Origin of the sequence: Mesorhizobium sp. M0040 (genome assembly GCF_040323505.1) — a bacterium.
GTDB lineage: Bacteria > Pseudomonadota > Alphaproteobacteria > Rhizobiales > Rhizobiaceae > Mesorhizobium.
The window spans coordinates 121,527-146,151 of sequence record NZ_JAMYVA010000015.1 but is presented as its reverse complement, the minus strand read 5'-3'; the positions used below and the strand labels follow the sequence as shown (position 1 = coordinate 146,151).

Sequence of the window (24,625 nt, the reverse complement as noted above, 5' to 3'; positions counted from 1 at the left end):
GCGGCCGCAAGGACCGTGCTCAAAGGCCGGACATATGGACGCAAGCGATCGAAAACGACGCAAAACAACCGTTGCAGGCAGGGCGCCGTCCACATATGGATCCCAGGGTCTCCGCGACGTCGCTTCGCTCCTGCTCCGCCCTGGGATGACGAAGTCGAGGGGTGTCTCAGCAAATCTCCGAGGTTGCGATTTGCAGCTGAAATTGGCCGCTGACAGAACTATCGACGGTTGCTGCCGCTTCCAATCCGTCAAAATCACTGTGCAGAGAAACTGGCTATTTTCTACGGTTACGCGCCGCCAGCGTACGCAGCCTGAGCGCATTGAGGCGGATGAAGCCTTCGGCATCCTTCTGATCATAGGCGCCGCGGTCGTCCTCGAAGGTGACCAGCGCGTCGGAATAGAGCGTCTTCCTCGACTTGCGGCCGGTGACAATGACGTTGCCCTTGTAGAGCTTCAGCCGCACCGTGCCTTCGACGTCTTCCTGGCTCTTGTCGATCATCGCCTGCAGCATCAGCCGCTCGGGCGCGAACCAGAAGCCGTTGTAGATCAGCTCGGCGTAGCGCGGCATGAACTCGTCCTTGAGGTGGGCCGCACCACGGTCGAGCGTGATCGATTCGATCGCCCGATGGGCGGCGATCAGGATCGTACCACCGGGCGTTTCATAGACGCCGCGCGATTTCATGCCGACGAAACGGTTCTCGACCAGGTCGAGCCGGCCGATGCCGTTGTCGCGGCCGAGATCGTTCAGCGCCGCCAGCATCGTTGCCGGCGACAGTTTCTTGCCGTTGAGCGCAACCGGGTCGCCCTTGAGGAATTCGATCTCGATCTCGGTGACCTCATCGGGCGCATCCATCGGCGAGATGGTGCGCTGGTGGACGAATTCCGGCGGCTCGCTCCACGGGTCTTCCAGCACCTTGCCCTCGGAAGACGAATGCAGCAGGTTAGCGTCGACCGAGAAAGGCGCATCGCCCTTCTTGTCCTTCGGCACCGGGATCTGGTGCTGCTCGGCGAAGTTGATGAGATCGGTCCGCGACTTGAACGACCAATCGCGCCACGGCGCGATGACCTTGATGTCGGGGTTGAGCGCATAGGCCGACAGCTCGAAACGCACCTGGTCGTTGCCTTTGCCGGTGGCGCCATGAGCGATCGCATCGGCGCCGGTCTCCCTGGCGATCTCGACAAGATGTTTCGAGATCAGTGGCCGGGCGATCGAGGTGCCGAGCAGATATGTGCCTTCATAGACGGCGTTGGCGCGGAACATCGGGAAGACGAAATCGGATACGAACTCCTCGCGGACATCTACGATGCGGATGTCCTTGATGCCCATCATCTCGGCCTTGCGCCTGGCCGGCTCCAGTTCGCCACCCTGGCCGAGATCGGCGGTGAAGGTGACGACCTCGGCGCCGAGTTCGGTCTGCAGCCATTTCAGGATGATCGAGGTATCAAGGCCGCCGGAATAGGCGAGCACGACTTTCTTGACGGCTTTTGCTTTCGACATGGTGGGCAGTTCCGCGACAGGGGTTCTTCGCGGGCGAGGTATCACGGCGTTTTAGGCCAGCGCAAGGGACGAACGATGCCTGGACCAGATGCTTCATCTCCAAGAGGCTGGCGAGGACACGGCTCTTGCGCTATGGCTGCGCCGTCTTTTGCCACTACGAGACGAGCCATGTCCTTCATCCCCGACAGTACGACGCTTATCCAGTTCTCCATCGCCACCTTCATCCTGGCGATCACGCCCGGGCCTGACATGACGCTGTTCGTCTCGCGCACGCTGAGTCAGGGCCGTGCCACCGGCTTTGCCTCGATGGCCGGCGCCTTGTGCGGCACGCTGATTCACACCACGCTGGTGGTGGTCGGCGTCTCGGCGCTGATCGTCGCCTCGCCGATGGCGTTCTTCGTGCTGAAGATTTTTGGCGCCGGCTATCTGGTCTTCCTGGCATGGCAGGCGATCACAAAAGGGTCGGCGTTTTCACCGGAGAAGAAGAGCGGGCCGCAGATCTCGCTGTTCCGCAGCTGGGCGGCGGGGCTCGGGGTCAATCTGCTCAACCCGAAGATCATCCTGTTCTTCATGACCTTCCTGCCGCAATTCGTCTCCGCGCATGATCCCGACGCGCCGGGAAAGCTGTTCTTCCTCGGCGCGATGTTCGTCGTGCTGGCGATCCCGGTGACGGCGCCGATGGTGCTGGCGGCGGAAAAATTCTCGGCCGCGATGAAATCCAGCCCGCGTGTGACCCGCGTCGTCGACTATCTCTTTGCCGGCGTTTTTTCGGCCTTCGCGCTCAAGATCCTGACGGCCCAGGCGAAATAGGGCGTCCGATCTGACGCCAGCTTCCGGCCGAGCGCCCGGCGCTCAGCCAGTAGAAAATACCGCCGACCATGCCGCAGCCGATCACCGCCAGCATGACGCTGGTATTGGTAACCTCGAAATTGGCATCGGCCGTCTGGTGGACGAAGCCAAGGAAGACCGCTGCCACCACAGCACCCGCCAGCGCATAGAACAGCCAGTCACGTCGGCCAAGGATCTCGGAGGCGAGGATGGCGATGACGGCCGGCATGAAAGCGAAATAGGCGACGAACAGCCCGACGAAGGGGATTGAAAACCACAGCGAGGCCTGCGCCGCCGGTTGCGTCTCGTCCGTCATCAGCCCAAGAGACGCCAGGAACATGATGTTAAGGAAGGCGCTTGCCGCTAGCGAAGCAACGCCATAGCCGACAAGGATGACGGCGAAGCGGATCAGATAGGCGACGAGGCGGTTCACGCCTCGCCATGCCCCGCGATCATCATCGCTTCCAGCGCCAGCCGGTCGACCTTGCGCATGCGCTCGGAGTCCGACTTGAGCTGGCCGCAGGCGGCTAGTATGTCGCGGCCGCGCGGCGTGCGGATCGGCGAGGCATAGCCGGCATTGTTGATGTAATCGGCGAATTTCTCGATCGTTTCCCAGTCCGAGCACTGGTAGTTGGTGCCCGGCCACGGGTTGAACGGGATCAGATTGATCTTGGCCGGAATGCCCTTGAGCAGCTTGATCAGCGCCTTGGCGTCGTCGATGGAATCGTTGACGTCCTTCAGCATGACATATTCGAAGGTGATCCGCTTGGCGTTCGACAGGCCTGGATAGGCACGACAGGCAGCGATCAGATCCTTCAGCGGATACTTCTTGTTGATCGGCACCAAAAGGTCGCGCAAATCGTCATTGGTGGCGTGCAGCGAGATCGCCAGCATGACGCCGATCTCCTCACCGGTGCGGAAGATCTCGGGCACGACGCCGGAGGTCGACAGCGTGATGCGCCTCTTCGACAGGGAAAGCCCGTCGCCGTCGGATGCGATCAGCAGCGCCTTCTTCACCGCCTCGAAATTGTAGAGCGGCTCGCCCATGCCCATCATGACGACGTTGGACACTTTCCGGCCCTCGGCCGGCACGATGGCGCCGTCGGGCGTGTCGCGGTCGGGGAAGTCGCCGAGCCGGTCGCGGGCGGTCAAGAGCTGGGCGAGGATTTCCTCCGCCGTCAGGTTGCGCACCAGCTTCTGCGTGCCGGTGTGGCAGAAGGAGCAGGTCAGGGTGCAGCCGACCTGCGAGGAGATGCACAGCGTGCCGCGGCCTTCTTCGGGAATGTAGACGGTCTCGATCTCGACCGGCCGGCCAGCGCCGCGCGGCGGAAAGCGGAACAGCCATTTGCGCGTGCCGTCGGAGGAAATCTGCTCCTCGACGATCTCGGGCCTGGCAATGGTGAAATGCCTGTCGAGCGCGGCGCGCAGATCCTTGGAGATGTTGAACATGCCGGCAAAATCGGAAACGCCGCGCACATAGATCCAATGCCAGAGCTGTTGGGCGCGCATTTTCGCCTGGCGCTCCGGCACGATGCCGGCGGCGACGAGGGCGGCCCCGAGTTCGGCGCGCGTCAAGCCGATCAGCGACGGCTTTTCAGGCGTCGTGTGGGTGCGCAACGCGTCACGCGCGCCTTCGGCGGTAAGATCGAATGTAAGGGTCATTGTTGCGCCAATATAAGCGATTTGCGGCCGAATACAGCATCGTGCCCGAAATCAAGCGCGGCGCATAGCACAGGTTAGCGGCGGAGTCATGCCGGGGTTCTTCCTTCTCCCCTTGTGGGAGAAGGGAAGACCGCGCCTAACCGCCTACTTGCACTTGGCGATCGAGGCCAGCGCCGCCGAGATGCCCTTCAGCGAGAAGACGTAGGTGGTGGTGTTGCCGCGGCCGGACTTGGCCGACACCTTCATGTCGGTGCCGGTCTTCATCGCGGCTATCAGCACCGGCTCCTCGGCGGCGTTCTCGACCCAGGCCGACTTGCCGCGCGTGAACATCGAAAAAGACTTCTTGTCGATGGTGACGGTGGCCTTGGAACCTTCCTGGAAGGTATAGCCGGCGATGAATTGCGGCTCGTAGGACACTTGCTGCCCAGGCCGCTGGCTGACGAAGAAGAACATGTCGCCGTGATCGAGCGTCGGCGGCTGCTTGTCGGTTGGCACCGTCAGGACATAGCAGACCTTGCCGCCGCCCGACGCCTGATAACTGTAGGTGCCCCAGGCATTATGCTGGCCGATCTTGGTTGCCGACTGCGCCAGCGCAGGCGCCGTCAAGGCCACCAGGGCCAGGCTGGAAACTATAGCAATCAATCCGCGCATCGCTTTTCCCGTATTCCACTGGTGCGGCGGCAGGCCGGCTCGGCGTCCTGCCCGTCGCTTCATTTTGATTTAATCTGGGTTACCAAACGGTGAAATTCCCCTGAGAAAAGGATGTTCACGCCAGGAAACCGCCGCCGTCTTCGCGCTGCCGCTCGAAAAAGCGGCTGGCGCAATGTCCCTGCCGCGACTTGGAGGCCACGAAAACGGCAAGAGTTTGACTTTTCAAGCAGCTAGGTCTTGCCGCGATTCTCGCTTTTTGAGGTGCGTGACGAATTTCCCTGCAGGCGGTACCATGTCTGCGTTCGCCGCTACGGCGCTCGGCCAGGGTGCCCTCCCTGGCGGCTTACGGGAGATTTGGCCATGGCCGTTTCCGAGACAGTCCTGATCCTCGCGGGCGGCACAGCCGTCCTGGCGATTGTGTTCGGCATTCGTGTCGCCATGCGGCGGACGGCCGGTGGCGCGGTGCGCCGGTCGGATGCCGGGGAGACGGCGGGCGGATCGGGCGCGCCCGACGTGGCCGGGGTCATTGCGCTGCCGCCTTTGATCTTCCTTGGCTTCCTGGTGGCGGCAACCGTGCTCGAGGTGCTCGTGCCGCTCCCGGTCATGGCCGGGCAGGCGCTCGCCCGCTATCTGACCGGCGCTGTGCTCGCGGTGTGTGGCTTCGTGTTCATCTTTATGGCGGCGGGCCGCTTTCAGGCCGCTGGCACCAACATACCACCGACCTTGCCGACGACGGCGCTGGTCGTCGACGGTATCTATCGGCGCACCAGGAATCCGTTCTATCTGGGAACGACCCTCGTCTATCTGGGCCTCGGCGTCGCGGCCGGAAGTCTTTGGGCTATCGCGCTCGTCATCCCCCTGCTGTGGGTGATCAATACCGGCGTTATCGCGCCGGAAGAGCGCTATCTCGAGCGGAAGTTCGGAGATGCCTATCGCGCCTACAAGGCGCGGGTGCGGCGGTGGGTTTGACGGCCGGAAAGTCTCGCGCGATTTTTTGCGCCGTACCGGCTCAGCTCTTGTCGGCGATGGCCTGCCTGGCGGCGAGCCGGTGCGCCGGCGTGATGTGGGCGCTGACGGCGGTAATCGCGGCGGTCAGCACGGCGATGTCGTCGGTGAAGCCTAGCCCAAGGATGAAATCGGGGATGACGTCCGTCGGCAGCACGAAATAGCCGAGCGCAGCCAGCAAGGTGCCCTTGGCGCGCAGCGGCGTCTTCTTGTCCATGGCACAGTAATAGGCGGCGACCACCTCTTCCATGAACGGGATCTGCCGGGCGGCCTTCTTCGCCGTACGCCAGAACTTTTCGCGCACTTCGCTCTCGTTGCCCGGCTTGCTGCCGAGGCCGAAGAAATCAAAACCGGATTTTTGCGCCATCAACCTCTCCTTGCGGCCGTCGCGTGACTTCACGCGTGACCGCGACGCAAAATGTGGTGAAAGCCGAACCTCGCTGCAAGGTGCAGATAGGCTCAGCCGCCGAAATAGCGGTTCATTTTCCTGGCCAGATCGAAATCCAGCGCGGTCAGGCCGCCGGCGTCGTGCGTGTTGAGGGTCACGTTCACCGTCTTGTAGACGTTCGACCAGTCGGGATGGTGGTCCATCTTCTCCGCGGCCAGGGCAACGCGGGTCATGAAGGCAAAGGCTTCGGAGAAATTCTTGAAGGTGAAGCTGCGGGTGATCGAGCCACCATCCTTGGCCAGCGACCAGCCGTCGAGGCCGGCAAGTTCGGCGCGGATCGCCTCTTTTGCTAGTTTCTCCCTGGCCATGTCCGTCTACCGCATGATCCGCGAAGCGTCGGCGGCGCCGACCAAACGGCTGGCGACGCGGTTGTCAGCACCTGAAAGCGGCCAGGCCTCCTCGACGACGTAAGGCCCGCCACCGACTGAATCGCGCGACGACATCAGCACGAAGCGGCCGATCCGGAACGGCAGCGTCGAAAAATTGCCGCGTGCCGACAGATACTGGGCGACATCGAGCGGGCTCGAATTGCGCAGGCGGGCCAGCGTCACGTGCGGCATGAACTTGCGCGGGTCGGCCGGGATGCCGAGCCGCTGGCAGATGCGCTCGATCTCGGCCTGCAATGCGGAAAGATCGGGCGAAGCGGCGACCCCGGCCCACACCGCATGCGGCTTCTTCTGGCCGAAGGCGCCGACGCCGGACAGCGTCAGCGGGAAGGACGGGCGGTGAACACGGTCAAGAGCATTGGCGATTTCGTCGGCGACATGGCCCTCGACATCGCCGATGAAGCGCAGCGTCAGATGATAGTTTTCGACGTCGATCCAGCGGGCTCCGGGCAGGCCGCCCCTGAGCAGGGACAGTGAAAGAGCGGCATCACGCGGTATCTCGAGGGCGGTAAAAAGACGCGGCATGGGAAGCCTCCTGTCCTCGAATCGAACTCTTGCCCCTAGCGAATCATCGATATTCAAACGGGGCAAGGGGTTTGTTGGTCGCAGGCCTGCCTAAAAGCTTCCCCTGCGGAAGGTGTTGCGACGGCGAACCCTCGCCTTCAGGAATTGCCCCGGACCGCTTCAATGGTCTTCTCCACACTGGGCAGGATACCCTCGACGATGCGGTCGACGCCTCGGGCGTTTGGATGAAGGCCGTCCTCGAGTTGCAGGACGGATTGACCGGCGATGCCCTCGAGAAAGAAAGGATAGAGCGGCACGCCATATTTTTCAGCCAGTCGCGGAAAGGTCGCGTCGAAGGCGTTCTGGTAGTCGGCGCCGAGATTGGGCGCCGCGCGCATTCCGGCAAGCAAAACGGCGATCTTGCGCTGCTTCAGCTTTGCCAGCATGGCGTCCAGATTCTTTTCCGCTATGGCGGGCGAAACGCCGCGCAGCATGTCGTTGGCGCCGAGCTCCAGGATGACGAGTTGCGTGCCGTCCGGCACCGACCAGTCGAGCCGCGACAGGCCGCCGCTCGTCGTATCGCCGGAGACGCCGGCGTTGGCGACCGTGACATCGTAGCCCTTGGCGCGCAGCGCCGCCTGCAGCTTCTCGGTGAAGCCCTGACCTGGCCCGAGGCCATAACCCGCCATCAAGCTGTCGCCGAAACCGACAATGGTGAACGGTTCGGCGCGCGCCGACGAAATGGCGCCGCAAATGGCGAGGAAAAGGGCGAAGGCTGCGGCAAAGGTGTGTTTGAAAGCCATGCGGCAGGCCCCATATGACCAGGAACATCTGTTGGCGAAGGCAGGTTTTCGTCTTTGTCGAGCATCGGATGCACTAGCCTTCATCCCCCATATAGGACGATTTGATTTTGGAAGAAGCCGTCATTTCGCTGAAAGACGTATCGCTGACGCTCGGCGAAGGTGCATCCTCGGTCCATGTGCTGAAGGGCGTCAGCCTCGATGTGGCGGGCGGCGAAGCGACAGGCATCGTTGGACCTTCAGGTTCGGGAAAGTCGACATTGCTGATGGTTTTGGCCGGACTTGAAAGGGTCGATTCGGGCACGGTCCGAATTGCCGGCGAGCTGCTCAACGGCAAAAGCGAAGATCAGATCGCATCGTTTCGAGGGCGAAACATCGGCATCGTGTTCCAGTCGTTCCATCTCATCCCCAATATGACGGCGCTGGAAAACGTTGCGGTCCCGCTGGAGCTTGCCGGCCATGTCGATCCATTCGGCGTGGCGGCGCGCGAGCTGGCGGCGGTCGGTCTCAGCGATCGCGTCACCCATTACCCCGGCGAATTGTCTGGCGGCGAGCAGCAGCGCGTGGCGATCGCCCGGGCGCTGGCGCCGTCGCCGCGCATCCTGATCGCCGACGAGCCGACCGGCAATCTCGACCAGGCAACGGGGCGGCACGTCGCCGACCTGCTGTTTGCCAAGGCGGCCGAACGCGGCATGACGCTGGTGCTGGTCACGCATGACCCTGTACTCGCGGCGCGCTGCTCGCGCCAGGTGTCGATGCGGTCGGGGCTGATCGAAGACGCGCCTAAGCCGGCCACCAGGGCTGGCAAGGTGACCGCATGATGCCGCTGGCGCGCACGCTGAGGCTCGCCTTTCGGTTTTCGCTGCGAGAAATGCGTGGCGGGCTGTCCGGCTTCCTGATCTTCCTTGCCTGCATCGCGCTCGGCGTCGCTGCGATCGGCGGCGTCAATTCGGTGGCGCAGGCTATTTCCGCCGGTGTTGCCGACCAGGGCCAGACGCTGCTCGGCGGTGATCTCCGCTTCCAGCTCCACCAACGCGATCCGACCAGAGCCGAATGCAGCTTCCTCGACCGGCTTGGCACGGTTTCGCACAGCGCCAACATGCGCTCGATGGCGAGGCTCGAGGACGGCTCCGACCAGGCGCTGGTCGAGGCCAAGGCGGTCGACGGCGCCTATCCGCTCTACGGTGCGCTGGAGACCGAGCCGGTGCTGTCGCGAGAGGATCTGTTCGGCGAAAAATCCGGCGTCTTCGGCGCCGCCGCCCCGGACCTCTTGTTCGAGCGGCTGAACCTTGGCATCGGTGACCGGCTAAAGCTCGGCAGCGCGACGTTCGAGCTGCGCGCCAGGCTGGTCAACGAGCCGGATGCAGTGTCGGATGGCTTCGGTTTTGCGCCGCGGCTGATGGTGTCGACCGACGGGCTTGCCGCTTCCGGCCTGATCCAGCCGGGCAGCCTGGTCGAGAACGCCTATAAGGTCCGCCTGCCCGGCGGCACCACTGAGGCACAGATCAAGGCGATCCAGGAGCAGGCGGCAAACCAGTTCCCGCAGGCCGGCTGGTCGATCCGCACGCGCAGCAACGCAGCGCCGGCGCTGTCCTCGAATATCGAGCGGTTTTCGCAATTCCTGACGCTGGTTGGGTTGACGGCGCTGGTGGTCGGCGGCGTCGGCGTGGCCAATGCCGTGCGTGCCTATCTCGACGGCAAGCGCGGCGTCATCGCCACCTTCAAGAGCCTGGGGGCTTCGGGCGGGTTCGTCTTTGCCGTCTATCTGGTGCAGATCCTGATGATCGCAGCACTCGGCATCACGCTAGGCCTTGTGCTTGGCGCGCTGATGCCGTTCGCGGCCAGCGCGGCACTCCAATCGGTCATTCCAGTGCCGGCGGAAGGTGGGTTCTATCCCGGCGCCCTCGGCATGGCAGCGCTGTTCGGGCTGCTGGTGACGCTGGCTTTCGCCTTGCTGCCGCTCGGCCGCGCCCGGGACGTGCCGGCAACGGCGCTGTTTCGCGAAATGGGTTTCGAGGGCCGCGGTTTTCCCCGCCCGCTCTATATCGCCGCGGCATTGGGCATCGCGCTGCTGCTCGCGGTACTGGCGATCCTGTTTTCCGGCGACCGCCGTATTGCCTCGATCTTCGTTGGCGCCACCATCTTTTCGTTCCTGGTGCTGCGTGTGGTCGGCTCGCTGGTGCAGTGGGCGGCGAATAAAAGCCCGCGCGTGCGCTCGACCGCGCTCAGGCTCGCCATCGGCAACATCCATCGGCCTGGCGCCTTGACGCCGTCCGTGGTGCTGTCGTTGGGACTCGGGCTGACGCTGCTGGTGACGCTGGCGCTGATCGACGGCAATCTCAGGCGGCAGATCTCCGGCAGCCTGCCGGAAAGGGCACCGAACTTCTTCTTCGTCGATATCCAGAGCGGTGACGTCGATGCCTTCTCCGCGCTGGTCGGCAAAGAGGCACCGCAAGGCAGGCTGATCAAGGTGCCGATGCTGCGCGGCCGGGTGATGGCGCTCAACGGCGTCGATGTCGACAAGGTCAAGGTTCCGGCCGAAGGCGCCTGGGTACTGCGCGGCGATCGCGGCCTGACCTATGACGCAAAGCTGCCGGAGAATGCGACGCTGACCGAGGGCAGCTGGTGGCCGGAGAACTATGCCGGCGAGCCGCTGGTCTCGTTTTCCGCCGAGGAAGGCAAAGAGATCGGGCTGAAGCTCGGCGACACCATCACCGTCAACGTGCTCGGCCGCAACATCACGGCCAAGATCGCCAATTTCCGCCAGGTCGAATGGGAAACCATGGGCATCAATTTCGTCATGGTGTTCTCGCCCAACACATTCGCCGGTGCGCCGCATGGCTGGTTGGCGACGCTGACCGAGACGAATGCGTCGGCAGCCGACGATGCGCATCTTCTCAACGCCGTCACGCGTGCCTTTCCCGCGGTGACGACGGTCAGGGTCAAGGACGCGCTCGAAATCGTCAACCGGCTGGTGGCGCAGCTCGGCACAGCAATCAGGGCAGCAGCGGGCGTGGCGTTGATCGCCTCGGTGCTGGTGCTGGCCGGGGCGCTCGCCGCCGGCAACCGGGCTCGCATTCACGACGCGGTGGTGCTGAAGACCCTGGGTGCGACCAGGAAAACGCTGATCGCCGCGTTTTCGCTGGAATACATGCTGATCGGCCTTGCCACTGCGATCTTCGCGCTGGCAGCGGGCGGTGTGGCGGCGTGGTTCGTCGTCGCGCGCATCATGACGCTGCCATCCCACTTCATGCCGGAGGTGGCGGTGGCGACCATCGGCTTTTCGCTGGTGGTCACGGTCGGCATAGGCCTTGCCGGCACGTGGCGGGTGCTGGGCCACAAGGCGGCGCCGGTGCTGCGGAATCTTTGAGCCAGAGCCGGTTTCGATTAAATCTCGGTAATGTTCCGGGCGGGAAGGCCAATAAAACCGTATCTCCGGCACTTCACGGAGCATTACGTTTGGTTACGGCCTTGTCCTTTACGCCAAGAACCATCATATTTCGGCGCAGGCATGCTGGAGCCCCGCCAGCGGCGCCTGGGTTCAAAAGGACCTGACACCGGACGGGGCAGAAGCAATATGAGGATTTCCATGGCTGATCCCGTTCGCAATTATCAGACGCGCGCCGTGCCCGGCGCCGGCGTCGATGCTGCCATCGACCAGGGCCTGCGGGCCTACATGATTAAGGTCTACAATCTGATGGGGCTTGGCCTCCTCATCACCGGCCTTGCCGCGGTCGGCACAATCATGCTGGCCACCACCAGCGATCCCGCCTCGGCCGTCGCGACGTTGCCAAGCGGCGAGATGCTGACCTCGTTCGGCTACGCGATCTTCGGCTCGCCGCTGAAATGGCTGGTGATCTTCGCCCCGCTGGCAGCGGTGATGTTCCTGTCGTTCCGAGTCCAGTCGATGAGCGTTTCGGCCGCGCAGACGACGTTCTGGGTCTACGCCGGCCTCGTCGGCCTGTCGCTGTCGTCGATCTTCCTGGTCTACACCACCGCCAGTATCTCGCAGACCTTCTTCGCCACCGCCGCCGCCTTTGGCGGGCTGTCGCTCTACGGCTACACGACCAAGCGCGATCTCTCGGCGTTCGGGTCGTTCCTGGTCATGGGCCTGGTCGGCCTGATCATCGCGATGGTGATCAACATCTTCCTGCAGTCGTCGGCGCTTTCCTTCGCCGTTTCGGCGATCGGCGTGCTGATCTTCGCGGGCCTCACCGCCTACGACACGCAGAACATCAAGGAGATGTACTTCGAGGGCGACGAGACTGATGTCGCCGGCCGCAAGGCGATTATGGGCGCATTGAGGCTCTATCTCGACTTCATCAACCTATTTATGTTTCTGCTGCAGTTCATGGGCGACCGTCGCTAAATACGGTTTTCCTGGACCAGCGAGTTTGGAAAGGGCGGCCCAATGGCCGCCCTTTTCTTTTGTGCCGGCTTTTGCTGTGATATAGGGCAGATGAACGACGTGCCTAAATTATGAGCAGCATCACCTTGCGGGCCGCGACGTCGGCCGATCTCGACCGGATCACGGAAATCTATGCCGACGCGGTGACGAATGGCACGGCGAGCTATGAACTCGAACCGCCAAGCCGCACCGAGATGGGCGCGCGCTTCGACAACCTGATGGCGGGCGGCTTTCCCTATCTCGTTGCAGAAAAGGCCGGCGGCGTGCTCGGCTATGCCTATGCCGGGGCGTTCCGGCCGCGCCCGGCGTACCGCTTCGTCGTTGAGGATTCCGTCTATGTCGCGCCCGAGGCCAAAGGGCAAGGCGTCGGGCTGCTCCTGATGCAAGGGCTGATCGAGGCGGCCAAGGCGGCGGGTTTTCGCCAGATCATCGCGGTGATCGGCGACGGCCGGCCCGACAGCGCCTCGGTACGGCTGCACGAGAAGCTCGGCTTTCGTCATTCCGGCCGCCTGGAAGGCTCAGGCTACAAGCACGGACGCTGGCTGGACACGGTGTTCATGCAGCTGCCGATCAACGGCGGGGCGTCCATCCCGCCTGATCCGCAATCGCTGCCCGAGCGGAAGTTCCGCCAGCAAAAATAAAGGGTTACGCCTCGACCAGCTTCAGTGTTCGGTCGAACACGCCAAGCACCCGGCCGAGTTCCTGGCCGCGCTTGAGGATGCGCCCGCCGGCGGCGATGACGGCGAACGCGCCTTGCCGGCGCGCCAGCTTCGGATCCTTGACGATCTGGAAAAGCGGCACTTCGCTGGTGCGGCGGAAGACGGAAAAAACGGCGCGGTCGGCGAGATGGTCGATGGCATAGTCGCGCCACTCATTGGCGGCAACCATACGGCCGTAGAGCCTGAGGATCTGGTCCAGTTCGCGCCGGTCGAACCTCACCTGCTGGTCGAGGCGTTCGCGTCTTGCCTCATGCAGCGGGATCAATATTGCGGATGCGTCCCCATCCTCCGTCCCGCTGCTGCGATCAGTCATGCCTGGATCCTCGCAATGAATCGTACGCCGACCAAAGTTGGCGCTTTCGTTGCCGAATTGCAAGGCCCGGCCGGGCAAGGCCAGCACCGCGCGGTTTCTCCAGCGTCCAGTCACGTTTGCGAAACGCCTGTTGGAATTGGTGATGCTTCGCCACAATCCTGCCTTTTTTTATCCGTGCTCATGCCCCAATGTCCGACGAATTTACCGGTGTTGCCTGAGACGGTTCGGTCCGGCACCGGCTCGTAAACCCCAAGCCCCCCGCCCACGGGTCTGCGTCGGATCGAACCAACCTCGGTTTTTCCTTGGAAAGATCGGGTGCGACGATCCCAAAACCTAAATGACCGGCGTCAGAAGCAAGCTGACGCCGGTTTTTTATTGGCCGGAGCCGTGGCGGTGCGATCCGTCCGGATTGGCTGCCATCAGAAGGTTGAGCGCGGTTCTCCCTTCTCCCCTTGTGGGAGAAGGTGTCCGAAGGCGACGGATGAGGGGTGTTCCAGCTTGGCAATTTCCTTGAAATCGCCGCCGCCTCAATTCTTCCAGCACCCCTCAACCGTCTCGGCGCTGCGCGCCGATCCACCTTCTCCCACAAGGGGAGAAGGAGAGGTCCCCGCTTAAGGCTTGCGGATAAAGGCTGCGCCCAGGATCGGCCCGGGCATGCCGTCCTTGCCGACCGACTGCAGCAGCACGGCGCAGCCGCCCTTCTTGGCGATCTCGCTCATCGGCAGTTCGTAGCGCTGCGCCTTGCCGTGCCACATGCCGGCGGTCTGGATGCTGGAGACGGCGTTCCAGTAGGTCATGCTGCGGCCGCTGTTTTCACCCTTGCCGATTTTTATCGTCTGTGGCGGGTTGAAATAGACGATGACGACATGCGCGTCGGTGGGGCCGGTCACGGCGTCGCCGGCATCGATCATGACGCGATCGCTGGTCCGGCTGACCTTGATGCCGACGCGCATGCCTTCGCCGACCCTCTCCATGCGGGCCAGCGCGCCGTCGACTTCCTTGCGGCTGGCGCCGTTGACATGGCTGCGGCCGTTTATGACGGCTTGCGGGGTGTAGACGGAACGACTGCCGAAGGCGCGCATATACTCGTATTGCCGCTCGGTATTTTCCTTGCGGCTCAGCGTGTCCTGCCAGCCGAGGTAATCCCAATAATCGACATGATAGGCGAGCGCGACGATGTCCTCCTTGGCGGCAAGCTCGGCGAAGAGTTCGTCGGCCGGCGGACAGGAGTTGCATCCCTGGCTGGTGAAGAGCTCGACGACGCCTAATGGCTTGTCAGCTGGCTCGGCAAGGGCCGTGCCGGCAAACGCCGAGAGGGCCAGCGCAAGGGCCGCAAGCCGCAATGGTCTGGGAGATGGCATGGCCGTTCCGATCCCGCCGGTGACGCCGGCTTTGTTCTGGTTGTCGAAATATGTGGCAGAAGCGGCAGTCAACGGGAAGTCACGTTGCGGTGAAATTTTGCCGTTGCAACCGCTGGCAAGGGCGCAATAGGTGGACTTGCACTTCACGATGGAAGCGATTCGGGCGGCAATCAGCATGTGGCAATCTCTCCTGGCGCCGGTCGACCTTTATTGCGAACGGACGGGGCCGGAATTCTGGGCCGAACCGCTCAATGCGCTGAGCAATCTGGCTTTTTTTGCCGCCGGGCTATGGGGTGTCTGGCAGGTGCGAAAGCGCGGCACCGGCACCTTCGCCGAAGTGCTGGCCTGGTGGGTGGTGGCGATCGGCGTCGGCTCGTCGCTGTTCCACACCTTTGCCACAAGAGCAATGATCCTGGCCGACGTGCTGCCCATTGCAGGGTTCACGCTGGCCTACACGCTGTTCAACCTGCGACGTTTTCTCGGCATGAAATGGGGCAAGGCGATCGCCATTTTCGTCGCCTTTTACGCCGTTGCCGGGCTGGTGACCTTTGCCGTGCCCGACTGGCTGCGCCAGGCGTCGAACGGGACGACCGGCTATCTGCCTCCGTTTCTGGCGCTCGCCTTCTTCGGCGCCTGGGTGGCGGCCAGCGGCAATCGCGCCGGCTGGTACAATCTGGCGGGTTCGGCGATCTTCGTCGTGTCGGTCATCTGCAGGATGATCGATCCGCTGGTCTGCGGCGGCTTTCCGCTCGGCACGCATTTCCTGTGGCACATATTCAACGGGCTGATGCTCGGCGTGCTGCTGGCGGCGACAGCGCGGTTTGGAAAGCCGGGAATTGGGGGAATAGGGCAATAGGGCAATAGGGCAGTAGGGCAGTAGGGCAGTAGGGCAGTAGGGCAGTAGGGGAATAAGTCGCTTCTCCTTGCTTCACCCTACTGCCCTACTCCCTTATTGCCCTACTCCCTTAAGCGGCCAGATCGCGCAGCACGTATTGCAGGATGCCGCCATTCTTGAAGTAGTCGAGCTCGTCCAGCGTATCGATGCGGCAGATGATCGGAACCTCTTTGACGCTGCCGTCGCCGTAGGTGATCCTGGCGATCATCTTCTGCCGCGGCTTGATGTTGCTCAGTCCGTCGATCTCGACCAGTTCGTCGCCCTTGAGGTTGAGCGAGGCCCATGAGGTGCCTTCCTCGAAGACGAAGGGGATCACGCCCATGCCGACCAAATTGGAGCGGTGGATGCGCTCGAAGGACTGGGCGATGACCGCGCGGACGCCCAGCAAATTGGTGCCCTTGGCCGCCCAGTCACGCGACGAGCCGTTGCCATATTCGACGCCGGCGAAGATGACCAGCGGCACGCCTTCCTTCTTGTAGCGCATCGCGGCGTCGTAGATCGATTCCTCTTCTTTCGAGGGATAATGGATGGTGTAGCCGCCCTCGCGGCCGTTCTCGCCCAGCATATGGTTGCGGATGCGGATATTGGCGAAGGTGCCGCGCATCATTACCTCATGGTTGCCGCGGCGTGTGCCGTACTGGTTGAAATCGGCGACGCCGACGCCGTGGTCGGTGAGATACTTGCCGGCCGGCGAGGCCGCCTTGATCGAACCGGCCGGCGAAATGTGGTCGGTGGTGATCTTGTCGCCGAACAGGCCGAGCACACGCGCGCCCTTGATATCGCCGATCTTGCCGAAGCCTGACTTCATGCCGGCGAAATAGGGTGGGTTCTGCACATAGGTCGAATTGTCGTCCCAGGCATAGGTCTGGCCTTCCGGCGCCTTGACATTCTGCCAGTACTCGTCGCCCTTGAAGACGTCGGCATACTTGCGGGCGAACAATTCGCGCGTGACGTTCTTCTCGATGAATTCCTGGATCTCGACCGAACTTGGCCAGATGTCTTTGAGATAGACCGGACTGCCGTTGCGATCGTCGCCGAGCGGCTCGGTGGTCAGATCTTTGGTCACGGTCCCGGCCAGCGCGTGGGCGACGACCAGCGGCGGCGAGGCGAGATAGTTCGCCTGCACGTCGGGCGAGACGCGGCCTTCGAAATTGCGGTTGCCGGACAAGACTGCCGCAGCAATCAAGCCCTTATCGTTGATGGTCTTGGAGATCGGCGCCGGCAACGGGCCGGAATTGCCGATGCAGGTGGTGCAACCGAAGCCGACCAGGTTGAAGCCGATCTGGTCGAGCTCCTTCTGCAGGCCGGATTTCTCGAGATATTCGGCGACGACCTGGCTGCCCGGCGCCAATGAGGTCTTGACCCACGGCTTCTGCTTGAGGCCGAGCCGGTTGGCGTTGCGCGCCAACAGCCCGGCGCCGATCAGCACGCTCGGGTTCGAGGTGTTGGTGCAGGAGGTGATGGCGGCGATGACCACATCGCCATGGCCAAGATCGTAGTTCGTGCCCTCGACGGCATAGCGCTTGTCGATTTCGGCGGCCTTCCTGTATTCGGACTCCATGGCCTTGGCGAAGCCGGCCGGAATGTCCTCAAGTGCGACCCGGCCTTCCGGCCGCTTCGGGCCGGCCATCGACGGGACGACACTGCCGAGATCGAGCTCCAGCAGGTCGGTGAAGACCGGATCGGCAGAGCCGGCATCGCGCCACAAGCCTTGCGCCTTCGAATAAGCCTCGACCAGAGCGATGCGGCTTTCGTCGCGACCGGACATTGTGAGATAGCGGATGGTTTCGCTGTCGACCGGGAAGAAGCCGCAGGTGGCGCCATATTCTGGCGCCATGTTGCCGATGGTGGCGCGATCGGCCAGCGTCATGTTGGACAGGCCCGGCCCGAAGAATTCGACGAACTTGCCGACGACGCCCTTCTTGCGCAGCATCTGGGTGACGGTGAGCACCAGGTCGGTGGCGGTCACGCCTTCCCTCAACCTGCCGGTGAGGTGAAAGCCGATGACTTCCGGCAGCAGCATGGAGACCGGCTGGCCGAGCATCGCGGCCTCCGCCTCGATACCGCCGACGCCCCAGCCGAGCACGCCAAGACCGTTGATCATCGTGGTGTGCGAATCGGTGCCGACGCAGGTGTCGGGATAGGCGGTGGTCTCGCCGTCTTCGCTGTTGGTCCACACCACCTGGCCGAGATATTCGAGATTGACCTGATGGCAGATGCCAGTGCCGGGCGGCACGACGCGGAAATTGCGGAACGCCTGCTGGCCCCATTTCAGGAATTTGTAGCGTTCCTCGTTACGCTCATATTCAAGCTCGACATTGCGGGCGAAAGCCAGTGGCGTGCCGAATTCGTCGACGATGACCGAGTGGTCGATGACTAGATCGACCGGCACCAGCGGATTGATCTTTTGCGGGTCGCCGCCGAGCGAGGCCATGGCGTCGCGCATGGCGGCAAGGTCGACCACGGCTGGAACGCCGGTGAAATCCTGCATCAGCACGCGAGCCGGGCGATAGGCGATCTCGACGCCGGCGGTGCCCCGGTCAGTCAGCCAGCCGGCGACCGCCTGGATGCTCTCCTTGGTAACGGAACGGCCGTCCTCGTTGCGCAGCAGATTCTCCAGCAGCACCTTCATCGAATAGGGCAATTGGGCAATACCAGTGAGGCCGTTCTTTTCGGCCTCGACAAGGTCATAGTAGATGTACTCGGTGCCGCTGGCGGTCAGCGTGCGGCGGCAATTGAAGCTGTCGAGTGATTTGGACACGTGCGATCCCTAACTGTCGGTTGCCGGAAGGGAACGGACGCCAGTGGGCATGCAAATCACGCGCAAAGGTGCGGGTACGGCCATTTCCGCTATCCGTTCCCAAGCGTCCGGGCCGTTCAAGGCGGCACGCGCGCTGGTTCGGCGCAAATTCGGTTCCCGTGCCGACCGCTGGCACGGATGATGCGGATATAGAGAATTTTCTGGAATAGTTCTAGACACGGATTCGCCATTTTTGCTGCGGCGCACCGAAGCCGCACCTGAACTTTCGGCGAAGGGGGACGGATGCGGCTGATCGCCGAAAATCTGGGCGGCGAACGCGGCGGCGAGACGGTATTTTCCGGCATCGAATTCGCGCTGGGGGATGGCCAGGCGCTGGTCGTCACCGGGCCGAACGGCGCCGGCAAATCGACGCTGCTCAGGATCGTCGCCGGACTGTTGCCGGTGGCGGCAGGCCGTGTGCGGTTCGAAGGTGGTGGCGAGGACTTTCCGTCGGCCGCCTCGGCCTGTCACTATCTCGGCCACCTCAACGCGATGAAGACGGCGCTGAGCGTTACGGAAAACCTGTGCTTCTGGCGCGATTTTTCGGGCGCCGGTTCCGCGGGTGTTGAAGAGGCGCTGGAAACCGTCGGGCTGGGCGGCATCGGCCATCTGCCGTTCGGCTACCTCTCGACCGGGCAACGCCGGCGAGCAGCGATTGCAAAACTGCTGGTCAGCCACCGGCCGTTGTGGCTGCTTGATGAGCCGACGGCAGGACTGGACAAGGCTTCGGAGGAGAGATTCGGCGAATTGATGGGGAAGCACCTCGAGAGTGGGGGGATCGTGGTTGCGGCGACGCATTTGCCGCTGGGGATCGAGGGAAAGGAATTGAGGATGACCGGCTGATGTTGGCATTCCTTCACGCCCCCCTCTGTCCTGCCGGACATCTCCCCCTCAAGGGGGGAGATTGGCAGCTTCGTTGCTGCGCCCATCTTTCAACGATCGAGATTGGCGAAGGCAGTCGTGACAGCCAATCTCCCCCCTTGAGGGGGAGATGTCCGGCAGGACAGAGGGGGGTGCCCAGGCGAAAGCATCTCACATCATGCTAGCCCTCTTCCTCCGCGACATCCGCTTAAGTATCCGCGCCGGCGGCGGGGCGCTGACGGGCATGATTTTCTTTCTCGCCGTCATCGCGACCATCCCCTTCGGCGTCGGTCCCGAGCTGAAGCTGCTGGCCCGCATCGGCCCGGCGATCCTGTGGATCGCCGCCTTGCTGGCCTGCCTGCTCGGCCTCGACCGGCTGTTCCAGGCCGACCGCGAGGACGGCTCGCTCGATCTTCTGGTGCTTGGCAACGACCGGCACATGCTGGCCTTGACCGTGCTGACGAAATGCCTGGCGCATTGGGCGGGAAGCGTGCTGCCGCTGGTCATCGCCGCTCCCTTGCTCGGCCTGTTCATGAACATGGAGCCGGCCGGCATCGGCGCCACGGCGTTGACGCTTCTGGTAGGCACGCCGGCGATCACCTTCATCGGTGCTGCCGGTGCAGCGGTGGCAGTGGCGTTGCCGCGTGGCGGGCTGCTCATCTCGGTGCTCGTGCTGCCGCTGACCATTCCCGTGCTGATCTTCGGCGTATCGGCAAGCTATGGCGCGGTGGCGGACCCCGATCCATTCCTGCAGCCCTTCCTCATTCTTGCCGCGCTGACCTTGTTTCTTGCCGTGCTCGGCCCTGTGGCGGCGGCGCTGGCGCTACGGCACGGAACGGATTGATGCGTTGGCTTCAGCTCATGCCTGCGGCGCGGCGAACAATTGCGGAGCCGATGGCGCAGCGTTAAGAGAAGACATGTTGGAACGGCGTGAGACGGACCGGTTGGAAAGCGCCGCGGAGCGAAAAGCATGAGCGTACATGCGCTTTATGTCACCGCCGCCTATGCGATCACGGCCGTGGTGCTGGGCGGGCTGATCGGCTGGATTCTGCTCGACCAGCGCGGCCGCAAGCGAGAGCTTGCCGAGCTGGAGGCATCCGGCGTGCGCCGGCGCTCCGATAAGGCAGTAAAATCATGAGCGCGGAAACCCAAACACCGGCGCGCCGCCGCCTGATCGTGCTGCTGCCGCTGCTGGTCTTTCTCGGGCTGGCGGGATTGTTCCTGGCGCAGCTTTTGCCCGGGCACGACGTGTCGGAAGTGCCGTCAGCGCTGATCGGCCTGCCGGCGCCGCAGACCAACCTGCCGGCGCTCGAAGGCACCAATTTGCCGGGCCTCGATTCAAAACAGTTCGCCGGCAAGGTGACGCTGGTCAACGTCTTCGCGTCCTGGTGCGCGCCGTGCCGCGAAGAGCATCCGGTGCTGCTGGCGCTGTCGCAGGACAGACGCTTCGTCATGGCGGCGCTGAACTACAAGGACCAGCCGGAAAACGCCCGTCGGTTCCTTGGCGATCTCGGCAACCCATTCCAGGCGATCGGCGTCGACGAGGCCGGACGCACGGCGATCGACTGGGGTGTCTACGGCGTGCCGGAGACCTTCGTCATCGGCAAGGATGGCAAGATCGCCTATAAGCATGTAGGGCCGCTGACGCCGGACTCGGCGCGGACGCTGCTGTTACCCGAAATCGAGAAGGCGCTGGCCATGCCGGGCTGATGGCCCGCCGTTTCGTCATGCTAGGGTCTTTGCTCCGCTTTGCGTCGCTACGCCCAAGGATGACGAACGTGATAGGTCGACCACGTGATAGGTCGACCGAAGACTCAGCCGTAGATCTGCTTGTGGACCTGGTAGAGCATTTCGCTGCGGTCGGCGCGCATGTCGGCGAGGTCACGGCTGCTGAAGCTGTCGATTTCGGCGACGAGGCGGTTGTAATGCCGGCGCTTGGCGATGCTGGCGCGAGCGCGGCTCATGAGGCTGTCGATGATCATAGCGAGTTTCCTTTTGCGCCGCGTTTCGCGGCCAGTTGTTCCTCCCTTGATCGATACGGAGCATGACATAGTTATGGTGCATTGCAAAAATAAGATGTTGCAATGCACCGTTGCGCTGGGCGCATAGCCGGTTAACGGGATGTGACCTGCCGTCCGGGCCAGCATTCGCTTCCATAATGCTTCTGACGCATCATCGATCTTGCCATATCGATCGTGGGCTGGCTTGATCGCGCCTTGCCAAGCGACTGCTACCGGGAGGAACCATGGCCAGCGAATTCTACGAAGTTCTCGATCCGCGCTTTTCGCGGCTGTTCAACGGCAATGCACAGGTCGACAGGCTGTTTACCGGCTGCCGATGGGCGGAAGGACCGGCCTGGTTCGCGGCCGGGCGCTATGTGGTCTGGTCCGACATCCCGAACAATCGCATGCTGCGTTACGACGAGACCGACGGCAGCGTCAGCGTGTTCCGTCAGCCGTCCGGCAATTCCAACGGCAACACGGTCGACCGGCAAGGCCGGCTGGTTACTTGCGAGCATTCCGGCCGCCGCGTCAGCCGCACCGAGCATGACGGGTCGGTAGTCACCATCGCCGACAAATGGCGCGGCAAGCGGCTGAACTCGCCCAATGACGCGGTGGTCAAGTCCGACGGCTCGATCTGGTTCACCGACCCGAGCTACGGCATCGATACCGATTACGAGGGCGACAAGGCCGAAAGCGAGATCGGCGCCTGCCATGTCTACCGGGTCGATCCCGGCACCGGCGAGACCGAGGCGGTGATCACCGACATGGTCAGGCCCAACGGGCTCGCCTTCTCGCTCGACGAAAGCAAGCTCTATGTCGCCGACACCGGCCGCACCCATGGCGCCCAAAACCCGGCGCACATCCGGGTGTTCAATGTCGACCAGGGCGGCAAGACGGTCTCAGGCGAAAAGGTCTTTGCCGACTGCACCGCCGGCCTGTTCGACGGTTTCAGGCTGGATGCGGACGGCCGCATCTGGACCAGTGCCGCCGACGGGGTCCATTGCTACGATCCGGACGGGACGCTGATCGGCAAGGTCAAGGTACCGGAAGTCGTCGCCAATTGCCTGTTCGGCGGCAACAAGCTGAACTGCCTCTACATCGCCGGCACCACATCCCTCTACATGGTCCGGCTCATGGTCAACGGCGCCAAAACCTACTGAGCGGCCGCCAAGCATATGCAAGGGAGGGAACCATGCCATTCGTGAATATCCGCCTGGTCAAGGAGGTGATTGCCGATGACCCGGCCGGCAAAAAGGCCGCGATCGCCGCCCAGGTGACGGCGGCCATCACCGGCGTCACCGGCCTGACCAACAATGATGTCTGGATAATCTTCGAGGAGGTCGCTGCACGCGACTGGTTCGTCGGCGAGACCGACGTCGAGACGCGGAGGGGCAAGGGATAGTTCTCGGCACAGATTGGCCGCAGCTCCTAGCGTCGTCATCCCAGGGCGGAGCAGGAGCGAAGCTCCGTCGCGGAGACCCTGGGATGACGAAAGCACGGTCCGGCGTTCACCGCGAGCGGATGAAGCCCGCGAAGGCCGAAACGGCGCGGCGCATCGTCAGCCGGTTTTCCGGCTGCGATAAGATATCCTCCACCTCCGGCGGCCTCTTGCCGAGCAGCGCGATTTCGAGCGCTGCTTCCTCATGGAGCGCGAAAGACATTGTCCGCATGACCTCGGCCAGTGCGGCGCGGGCAAACAGCGAGCGCGGCGAGGCGTGGACCACCGTGGCCGGCTTGCCCACGGCGGCATCGCGCGACACCAGCCAGTCAAGCGCGTTCTTCAGGCCGCCTGGCACACCGTGGGCATATTCCGGGCAGGAAACGATGACGCCGTCGGCGGCGGTGACCGCATCGATCAGCGCCGCTGCTTGCGGCGGCGTTCGCTCGCCTTCCTCGTCGGGGTTGAAAATCGGCAGCCGGCCAAGCCCATCGTAGACGGAGACGTGACAGTCCGGCGGCGCGTTTTGCGCGAGTGCCGCGAGCAGGGCCGAATTGGTCGAGGCGGCGCGCAGGCTGCCGGAGATGGCGAGGATGTTGAGCAAAGGAATGGAGACCGGCTTGGGCGATTCGTTGCCGATCACGCTACCACATGGTCTCCCTGTATTCCTCGTCCAGCCAGCGGTCGGTCGCCTCGGCCGAATCGGCGAGCGCCAACTGGTCGCGCAGGATCTGGCCGAGCGTCGGCAGCGTCGCGCGGTCGTACCAGCTCTCCGGCTTCCACAATTCGGAGCGCATGAAGGCCTTGGCGCAATGCATGTAGGCGGCCTTGACCGTCACCACGACGACGCTTTGCGGTGCCTTGCCGTCGACCGCCAGCCGCTCACGCAATGCCGCATCGACGGTGATGCGGGCATCGCCATTGACACGCAGCGTTTCGTTCATGCCGGGAATGAGGAAGAGCAGCCCGATCGAGGGATTGAGAAGGATGTTCTCCAGCGTGTCGAGCCGGTTATTGCCGGGACGGTCGGGGATGGCGATGGTCTTCTCGTCGAGCACTGTTACGAAGCCCGGCCTGTCGCCCTTGGGCGTCACATCGGCATTGCCGGCGCCGTCGGACGAGCCGATCAGCACGAAAGGGCTCTTGCCGATGAAGGAACGGCAGTGGCCGTCCAATGCCTTCAGTTCCTTGCGGATCGAGCCGTCAGTCGGCCGAGGCGTCTTGTAGATCGTCCTCAACTCGTCGCGTGTGGTGATGAATTCCATGCCCCTCTCCTCTTATTCTGACGCAATTCCCTAGGGAAAGCGCTACGCGCTTTTCCCGGGAAAACCGCTACACACTTTCCTGGAATTGCTCTATTTGCCGGCCTTCTCTTCCTTGCCGGTCTTGTCCTCGAGCGAATGGCGCAGGATCAACGGCATTTGGCTTAACGTGAAGACAAGGGTAATGGGAATCGTGCCCCAGACCTTGAAATAAAGCCAGGCTTCCTCAGAAAAGTTGCGCCACACGACCTCGTTCAGCGCAGCCAGAAAAAGGAAGAAGAGCCCCCATCGGAAAGTGAGCTTGCGCCAGCCTTCGGCGTCGAGATTGAAGGCGGAATCAAAGACATAGCCCAACAGCGATCTGCCAAACGCCAACCCGCCAAGCAACGTGATGCCGAACAGGCTGTTGATGATTGTCGGCTTCATGAAAGCGAAGGTCTTGTCCTGCAGCCACAGCGCCAGCGCGCCAAACACAAACACCACGATGGCCGAGACCAATGGCATGATCGGCCAGCTGCGCGTCAAAATCCACGAAACGCTGAGCGATAGCGCCGTCGCCACCATAAAGAACGCTGTGGCAATCAGGATAGGCTCGCCGATATGGCCGAGGAACGGAAACTTCCCGACAAGCCACGCGCCGCGGATGGTGGTGAAAAAGAACACCAGGCCAGGCCCGAGTTCGAGCAGGAATTTCAGGCCGGGGTTCAATGCCTTGCGGCGCGGATCGGACAGGTCGCGTTCGAGGATGGGTGGGCTCATAGGGTCCTTCTTACGCATGATTCA

29 protein-coding genes are annotated in these 24,625 nt (G+C 63.1%); 14 read left to right on the top strand and 15 right to left on the bottom strand.

Features of this window, described 5'->3' with window-relative positions; all coding sequences use genetic code 11:
- Positions 1-274 precede the first annotated feature (274 nt).
- Entirely contained in the window at positions 275-1,498 is a 1,224-nt protein-coding gene (locus NKJ91_RS16065) for an argininosuccinate synthase (protein WP_352456360.1), read from the bottom strand.
- A gap of 168 nt (positions 1,499-1,666) precedes the next feature.
- Between NKJ91_RS16065 and NKJ91_RS16060 the strand changes: the two genes are divergently transcribed.
- Positions 1,667-2,308: a LysE family translocator gene (locus NKJ91_RS16060; protein ID WP_023679833.1), complete on the top strand. Its 642-nt coding sequence runs from the start codon at positions 1,667-1,669 to the stop codon at positions 2,306-2,308.
- Here the strand turns inward: NKJ91_RS16060 and NKJ91_RS16055 are convergent.
- The 3 genes from NKJ91_RS16055 to NKJ91_RS16045 form a co-directional block, all read right to left on the bottom strand.
- Positions 2,280-2,759 carry a hypothetical protein gene (locus tag NKJ91_RS16055; protein WP_352456359.1) on the bottom strand — a complete coding sequence of 160 codons (480 nt, stop codon included), beginning with the start codon at positions 2,757-2,759 and terminating at the stop codon, positions 2,280-2,282. The two genes, NKJ91_RS16060 and NKJ91_RS16055, sit on opposite strands and share 29 nt — an antisense overlap.
- A complete protein-coding gene (gene rlmN / locus NKJ91_RS16050; protein ID WP_352456358.1) occupies positions 2,756-3,988 on the bottom strand; it encodes a dual-specificity RNA methyltransferase RlmN in 1,233 nt (410 codons plus the stop codon). The genes NKJ91_RS16055 and rlmN overlap by 4 nt, the downstream gene beginning before the upstream one ends.
- A gap of 144 nt (positions 3,989-4,132) precedes the next feature.
- The gene (locus tag NKJ91_RS16045; RefSeq protein WP_023721899.1) at positions 4,133-4,639 is read right to left on the bottom strand and encodes an invasion associated locus B family protein; all 507 of its coding nucleotides are present in this window, start codon (positions 4,637-4,639) and stop codon (positions 4,133-4,135) included.
- 360 nt (positions 4,640-4,999) lie between these two features.
- On the opposite strand from NKJ91_RS16045, the gene NKJ91_RS16040 reads away from it, so the two are divergent.
- On the top strand, positions 5,000-5,608 hold the full coding sequence (locus tag NKJ91_RS16040; RefSeq protein ID WP_352456357.1) for a methyltransferase family protein: 609 nt from the start codon (positions 5,000-5,002) through the stop codon (positions 5,606-5,608).
- A gap of 40 nt (positions 5,609-5,648) precedes the next feature.
- Here the strand turns inward: NKJ91_RS16040 and NKJ91_RS16035 are convergent, their stop codons facing one another.
- The 4 genes from NKJ91_RS16035 to NKJ91_RS16020 form a co-directional block, all read right to left on the bottom strand.
- Positions 5,649-6,011 (bottom strand): YkvA family protein, encoded by a 363-nt coding sequence (locus NKJ91_RS16035; protein WP_031212728.1) that lies wholly within the window; start codon positions 6,009-6,011, stop codon positions 5,649-5,651.
- Between the two features lie 92 nt (positions 6,012-6,103).
- Positions 6,104-6,400 carry a 4a-hydroxytetrahydrobiopterin dehydratase gene (locus NKJ91_RS16030; RefSeq protein ID WP_023679826.1) on the bottom strand — a complete coding sequence of 99 codons (297 nt, stop codon included), beginning with the start codon at positions 6,398-6,400 and terminating at the stop codon, positions 6,104-6,106.
- A gap of 6 nt (positions 6,401-6,406) precedes the next feature.
- Positions 6,407-7,003: an RNA 2',3'-cyclic phosphodiesterase gene (gene thpR, locus NKJ91_RS16025; protein WP_352456356.1), complete on the bottom strand. Its 597-nt coding sequence runs from the start codon at positions 7,001-7,003 to the stop codon at positions 6,407-6,409.
- A 137-nt stretch (positions 7,004-7,140) separates the two neighbouring features.
- Positions 7,141-7,785: an arylesterase gene (locus tag NKJ91_RS16020; protein ID WP_352450197.1), complete on the bottom strand. Its 645-nt coding sequence runs from the start codon at positions 7,783-7,785 to the stop codon at positions 7,141-7,143.
- A 107-nt stretch (positions 7,786-7,892) separates the two neighbouring features.
- On the opposite strand from NKJ91_RS16020, the gene NKJ91_RS16015 reads away from it, so the two are divergent.
- From NKJ91_RS16015 to NKJ91_RS16000, 4 genes are all read left to right on the top strand, one after another.
- Positions 7,893-8,603, top strand: coding sequence for an ABC transporter ATP-binding protein (locus tag NKJ91_RS16015; RefSeq protein ID WP_352456355.1), 711 nt, complete (start codon positions 7,893-7,895; stop codon positions 8,601-8,603).
- On the top strand, positions 8,603-11,152 hold the full coding sequence (locus NKJ91_RS16010) for an ABC transporter permease (protein WP_352456369.1): 2,550 nt from the start codon (positions 8,603-8,605) through the stop codon (positions 11,150-11,152). Before NKJ91_RS16015 ends, NKJ91_RS16010 begins: the two co-directional genes overlap by 1 nt.
- Before the next feature lie 219 nt (positions 11,153-11,371).
- Positions 11,372-12,151, top strand: coding sequence for a Bax inhibitor-1/YccA family protein (locus NKJ91_RS16005; RefSeq protein WP_254817871.1), 780 nt, complete (start codon positions 11,372-11,374; stop codon positions 12,149-12,151).
- A 110-nt stretch (positions 12,152-12,261) separates the two neighbouring features.
- Positions 12,262-12,831, top strand: a complete 570-nt coding sequence (locus NKJ91_RS16000) for a GNAT family N-acetyltransferase (RefSeq protein ID WP_352456354.1) — start codon at positions 12,262-12,264, stop codon at positions 12,829-12,831.
- A gap of 4 nt (positions 12,832-12,835) precedes the next feature.
- Here the strand turns inward: NKJ91_RS16000 and NKJ91_RS15995 are convergent, their stop codons facing one another.
- Both NKJ91_RS15995 and NKJ91_RS15990 read right to left on the bottom strand, forming a co-directional pair.
- Positions 12,836-13,222 carry a DUF2794 domain-containing protein gene (locus NKJ91_RS15995; protein WP_352456353.1) on the bottom strand — a complete coding sequence of 129 codons (387 nt, stop codon included), beginning with the start codon at positions 13,220-13,222 and terminating at the stop codon, positions 12,836-12,838.
- 611 nt (positions 13,223-13,833) lie between these two features.
- Positions 13,834-14,583 (bottom strand): DUF1223 domain-containing protein, encoded by a 750-nt coding sequence (locus NKJ91_RS15990; protein WP_352456352.1) that lies wholly within the window; start codon positions 14,581-14,583, stop codon positions 13,834-13,836.
- On the opposite strand from NKJ91_RS15990, the gene NKJ91_RS15985 reads away from it, so the two are divergent.
- Both NKJ91_RS15985 and NKJ91_RS15980 read left to right on the top strand, forming a co-directional pair.
- Complete coding sequence (locus NKJ91_RS15985; RefSeq protein WP_352456351.1) at positions 14,582-14,713, top strand: hypothetical protein; 132 nt, start codon at positions 14,582-14,584, stop codon at positions 14,711-14,713. The genes NKJ91_RS15990 and NKJ91_RS15985 overlap by 2 nt on opposite strands.
- A 45-nt stretch (positions 14,714-14,758) precedes the next feature.
- Positions 14,759-15,439 (top strand): ceramidase domain-containing protein, encoded by a 681-nt coding sequence (locus tag NKJ91_RS15980; protein ID WP_023679817.1) that lies wholly within the window; start codon positions 14,759-14,761, stop codon positions 15,437-15,439.
- 109 nt (positions 15,440-15,548) lie between these two features.
- Here the strand turns inward: NKJ91_RS15980 and acnA are convergent, their stop codons facing one another.
- On the bottom strand, positions 15,549-18,239 hold the full coding sequence (acnA, locus tag NKJ91_RS15975) for an aconitate hydratase AcnA (RefSeq protein ID WP_352456350.1): 2,691 nt from the start codon (positions 18,237-18,239) through the stop codon (positions 15,549-15,551).
- Positions 18,240-18,521: 282 nt separating this feature from the next.
- Here acnA and ccmA point away from each other — a divergent pair, with 282 nt between their 5' ends.
- From ccmA to NKJ91_RS15955, 4 genes are all read left to right on the top strand, one after another.
- Complete coding sequence (gene ccmA / locus NKJ91_RS15970; protein WP_352456349.1) at positions 18,522-19,121, top strand: heme ABC exporter ATP-binding protein CcmA; 600 nt, start codon at positions 18,522-18,524, stop codon at positions 19,119-19,121.
- A gap of 196 nt (positions 19,122-19,317) precedes the next feature.
- Positions 19,318-19,983 (top strand): heme exporter protein CcmB, encoded by a 666-nt coding sequence (ccmB, locus tag NKJ91_RS15965; RefSeq protein ID WP_352456368.1) that lies wholly within the window; start codon positions 19,318-19,320, stop codon positions 19,981-19,983.
- A gap of 126 nt (positions 19,984-20,109) precedes the next feature.
- The gene (gene ccmD, locus NKJ91_RS15960) at positions 20,110-20,277 is read left to right on the top strand and encodes a heme exporter protein CcmD (protein ID WP_352456348.1); all 168 of its coding nucleotides are present in this window, start codon (positions 20,110-20,112) and stop codon (positions 20,275-20,277) included.
- Positions 20,274-20,849 carry a DsbE family thiol:disulfide interchange protein gene (locus NKJ91_RS15955; RefSeq protein ID WP_352456347.1) on the top strand — a complete coding sequence of 192 codons (576 nt, stop codon included), beginning with the start codon at positions 20,274-20,276 and terminating at the stop codon, positions 20,847-20,849. The genes ccmD and NKJ91_RS15955 overlap by 4 nt, the downstream gene beginning before the upstream one ends.
- 104 nt (positions 20,850-20,953) lie before the next feature.
- Here the strand turns inward: NKJ91_RS15955 and NKJ91_RS15950 are convergent, their stop codons facing one another.
- Positions 20,954-21,121, bottom strand: coding sequence for a hypothetical protein (locus NKJ91_RS15950; RefSeq protein ID WP_023721879.1), 168 nt, complete (start codon positions 21,119-21,121; stop codon positions 20,954-20,956).
- 263 nt (positions 21,122-21,384) lie between these two features.
- On the opposite strand from NKJ91_RS15950, the gene NKJ91_RS15945 reads away from it, so the two are divergent.
- Both NKJ91_RS15945 and NKJ91_RS15940 read left to right on the top strand, forming a co-directional pair.
- Positions 21,385-22,302 (top strand): SMP-30/gluconolactonase/LRE family protein, encoded by a 918-nt coding sequence (locus tag NKJ91_RS15945; protein ID WP_352456346.1) that lies wholly within the window; start codon positions 21,385-21,387, stop codon positions 22,300-22,302.
- 32 nt (positions 22,303-22,334) lie between these two features.
- Positions 22,335-22,544: a tautomerase family protein gene (locus NKJ91_RS15940; RefSeq protein WP_352456345.1), complete on the top strand. Its 210-nt coding sequence runs from the start codon at positions 22,335-22,337 to the stop codon at positions 22,542-22,544.
- 106 nt (positions 22,545-22,650) lie between these two features.
- Here the strand turns inward: NKJ91_RS15940 and NKJ91_RS15935 are convergent, their stop codons facing one another.
- From NKJ91_RS15935 to NKJ91_RS15925, 3 genes are all read right to left on the bottom strand, one after another.
- Complete coding sequence (locus NKJ91_RS15935) at positions 22,651-23,184, bottom strand: NADPH-dependent FMN reductase (protein ID WP_352456367.1); 534 nt, start codon at positions 23,182-23,184, stop codon at positions 22,651-22,653.
- Between the two features lie 40 nt (positions 23,185-23,224).
- Positions 23,225-23,845, bottom strand: a complete 621-nt coding sequence (locus tag NKJ91_RS15930; protein ID WP_352456344.1) for a pyridoxamine 5'-phosphate oxidase family protein — start codon at positions 23,843-23,845, stop codon at positions 23,225-23,227.
- 90 nt (positions 23,846-23,935) lie between these two features.
- On the bottom strand, positions 23,936-24,601 hold the full coding sequence (locus tag NKJ91_RS15925; RefSeq protein ID WP_352456343.1) for a septation protein A: 666 nt from the start codon (positions 24,599-24,601) through the stop codon (positions 23,936-23,938).
- Between the last annotated feature and the right edge of the window lie 24 nt (positions 24,602-24,625).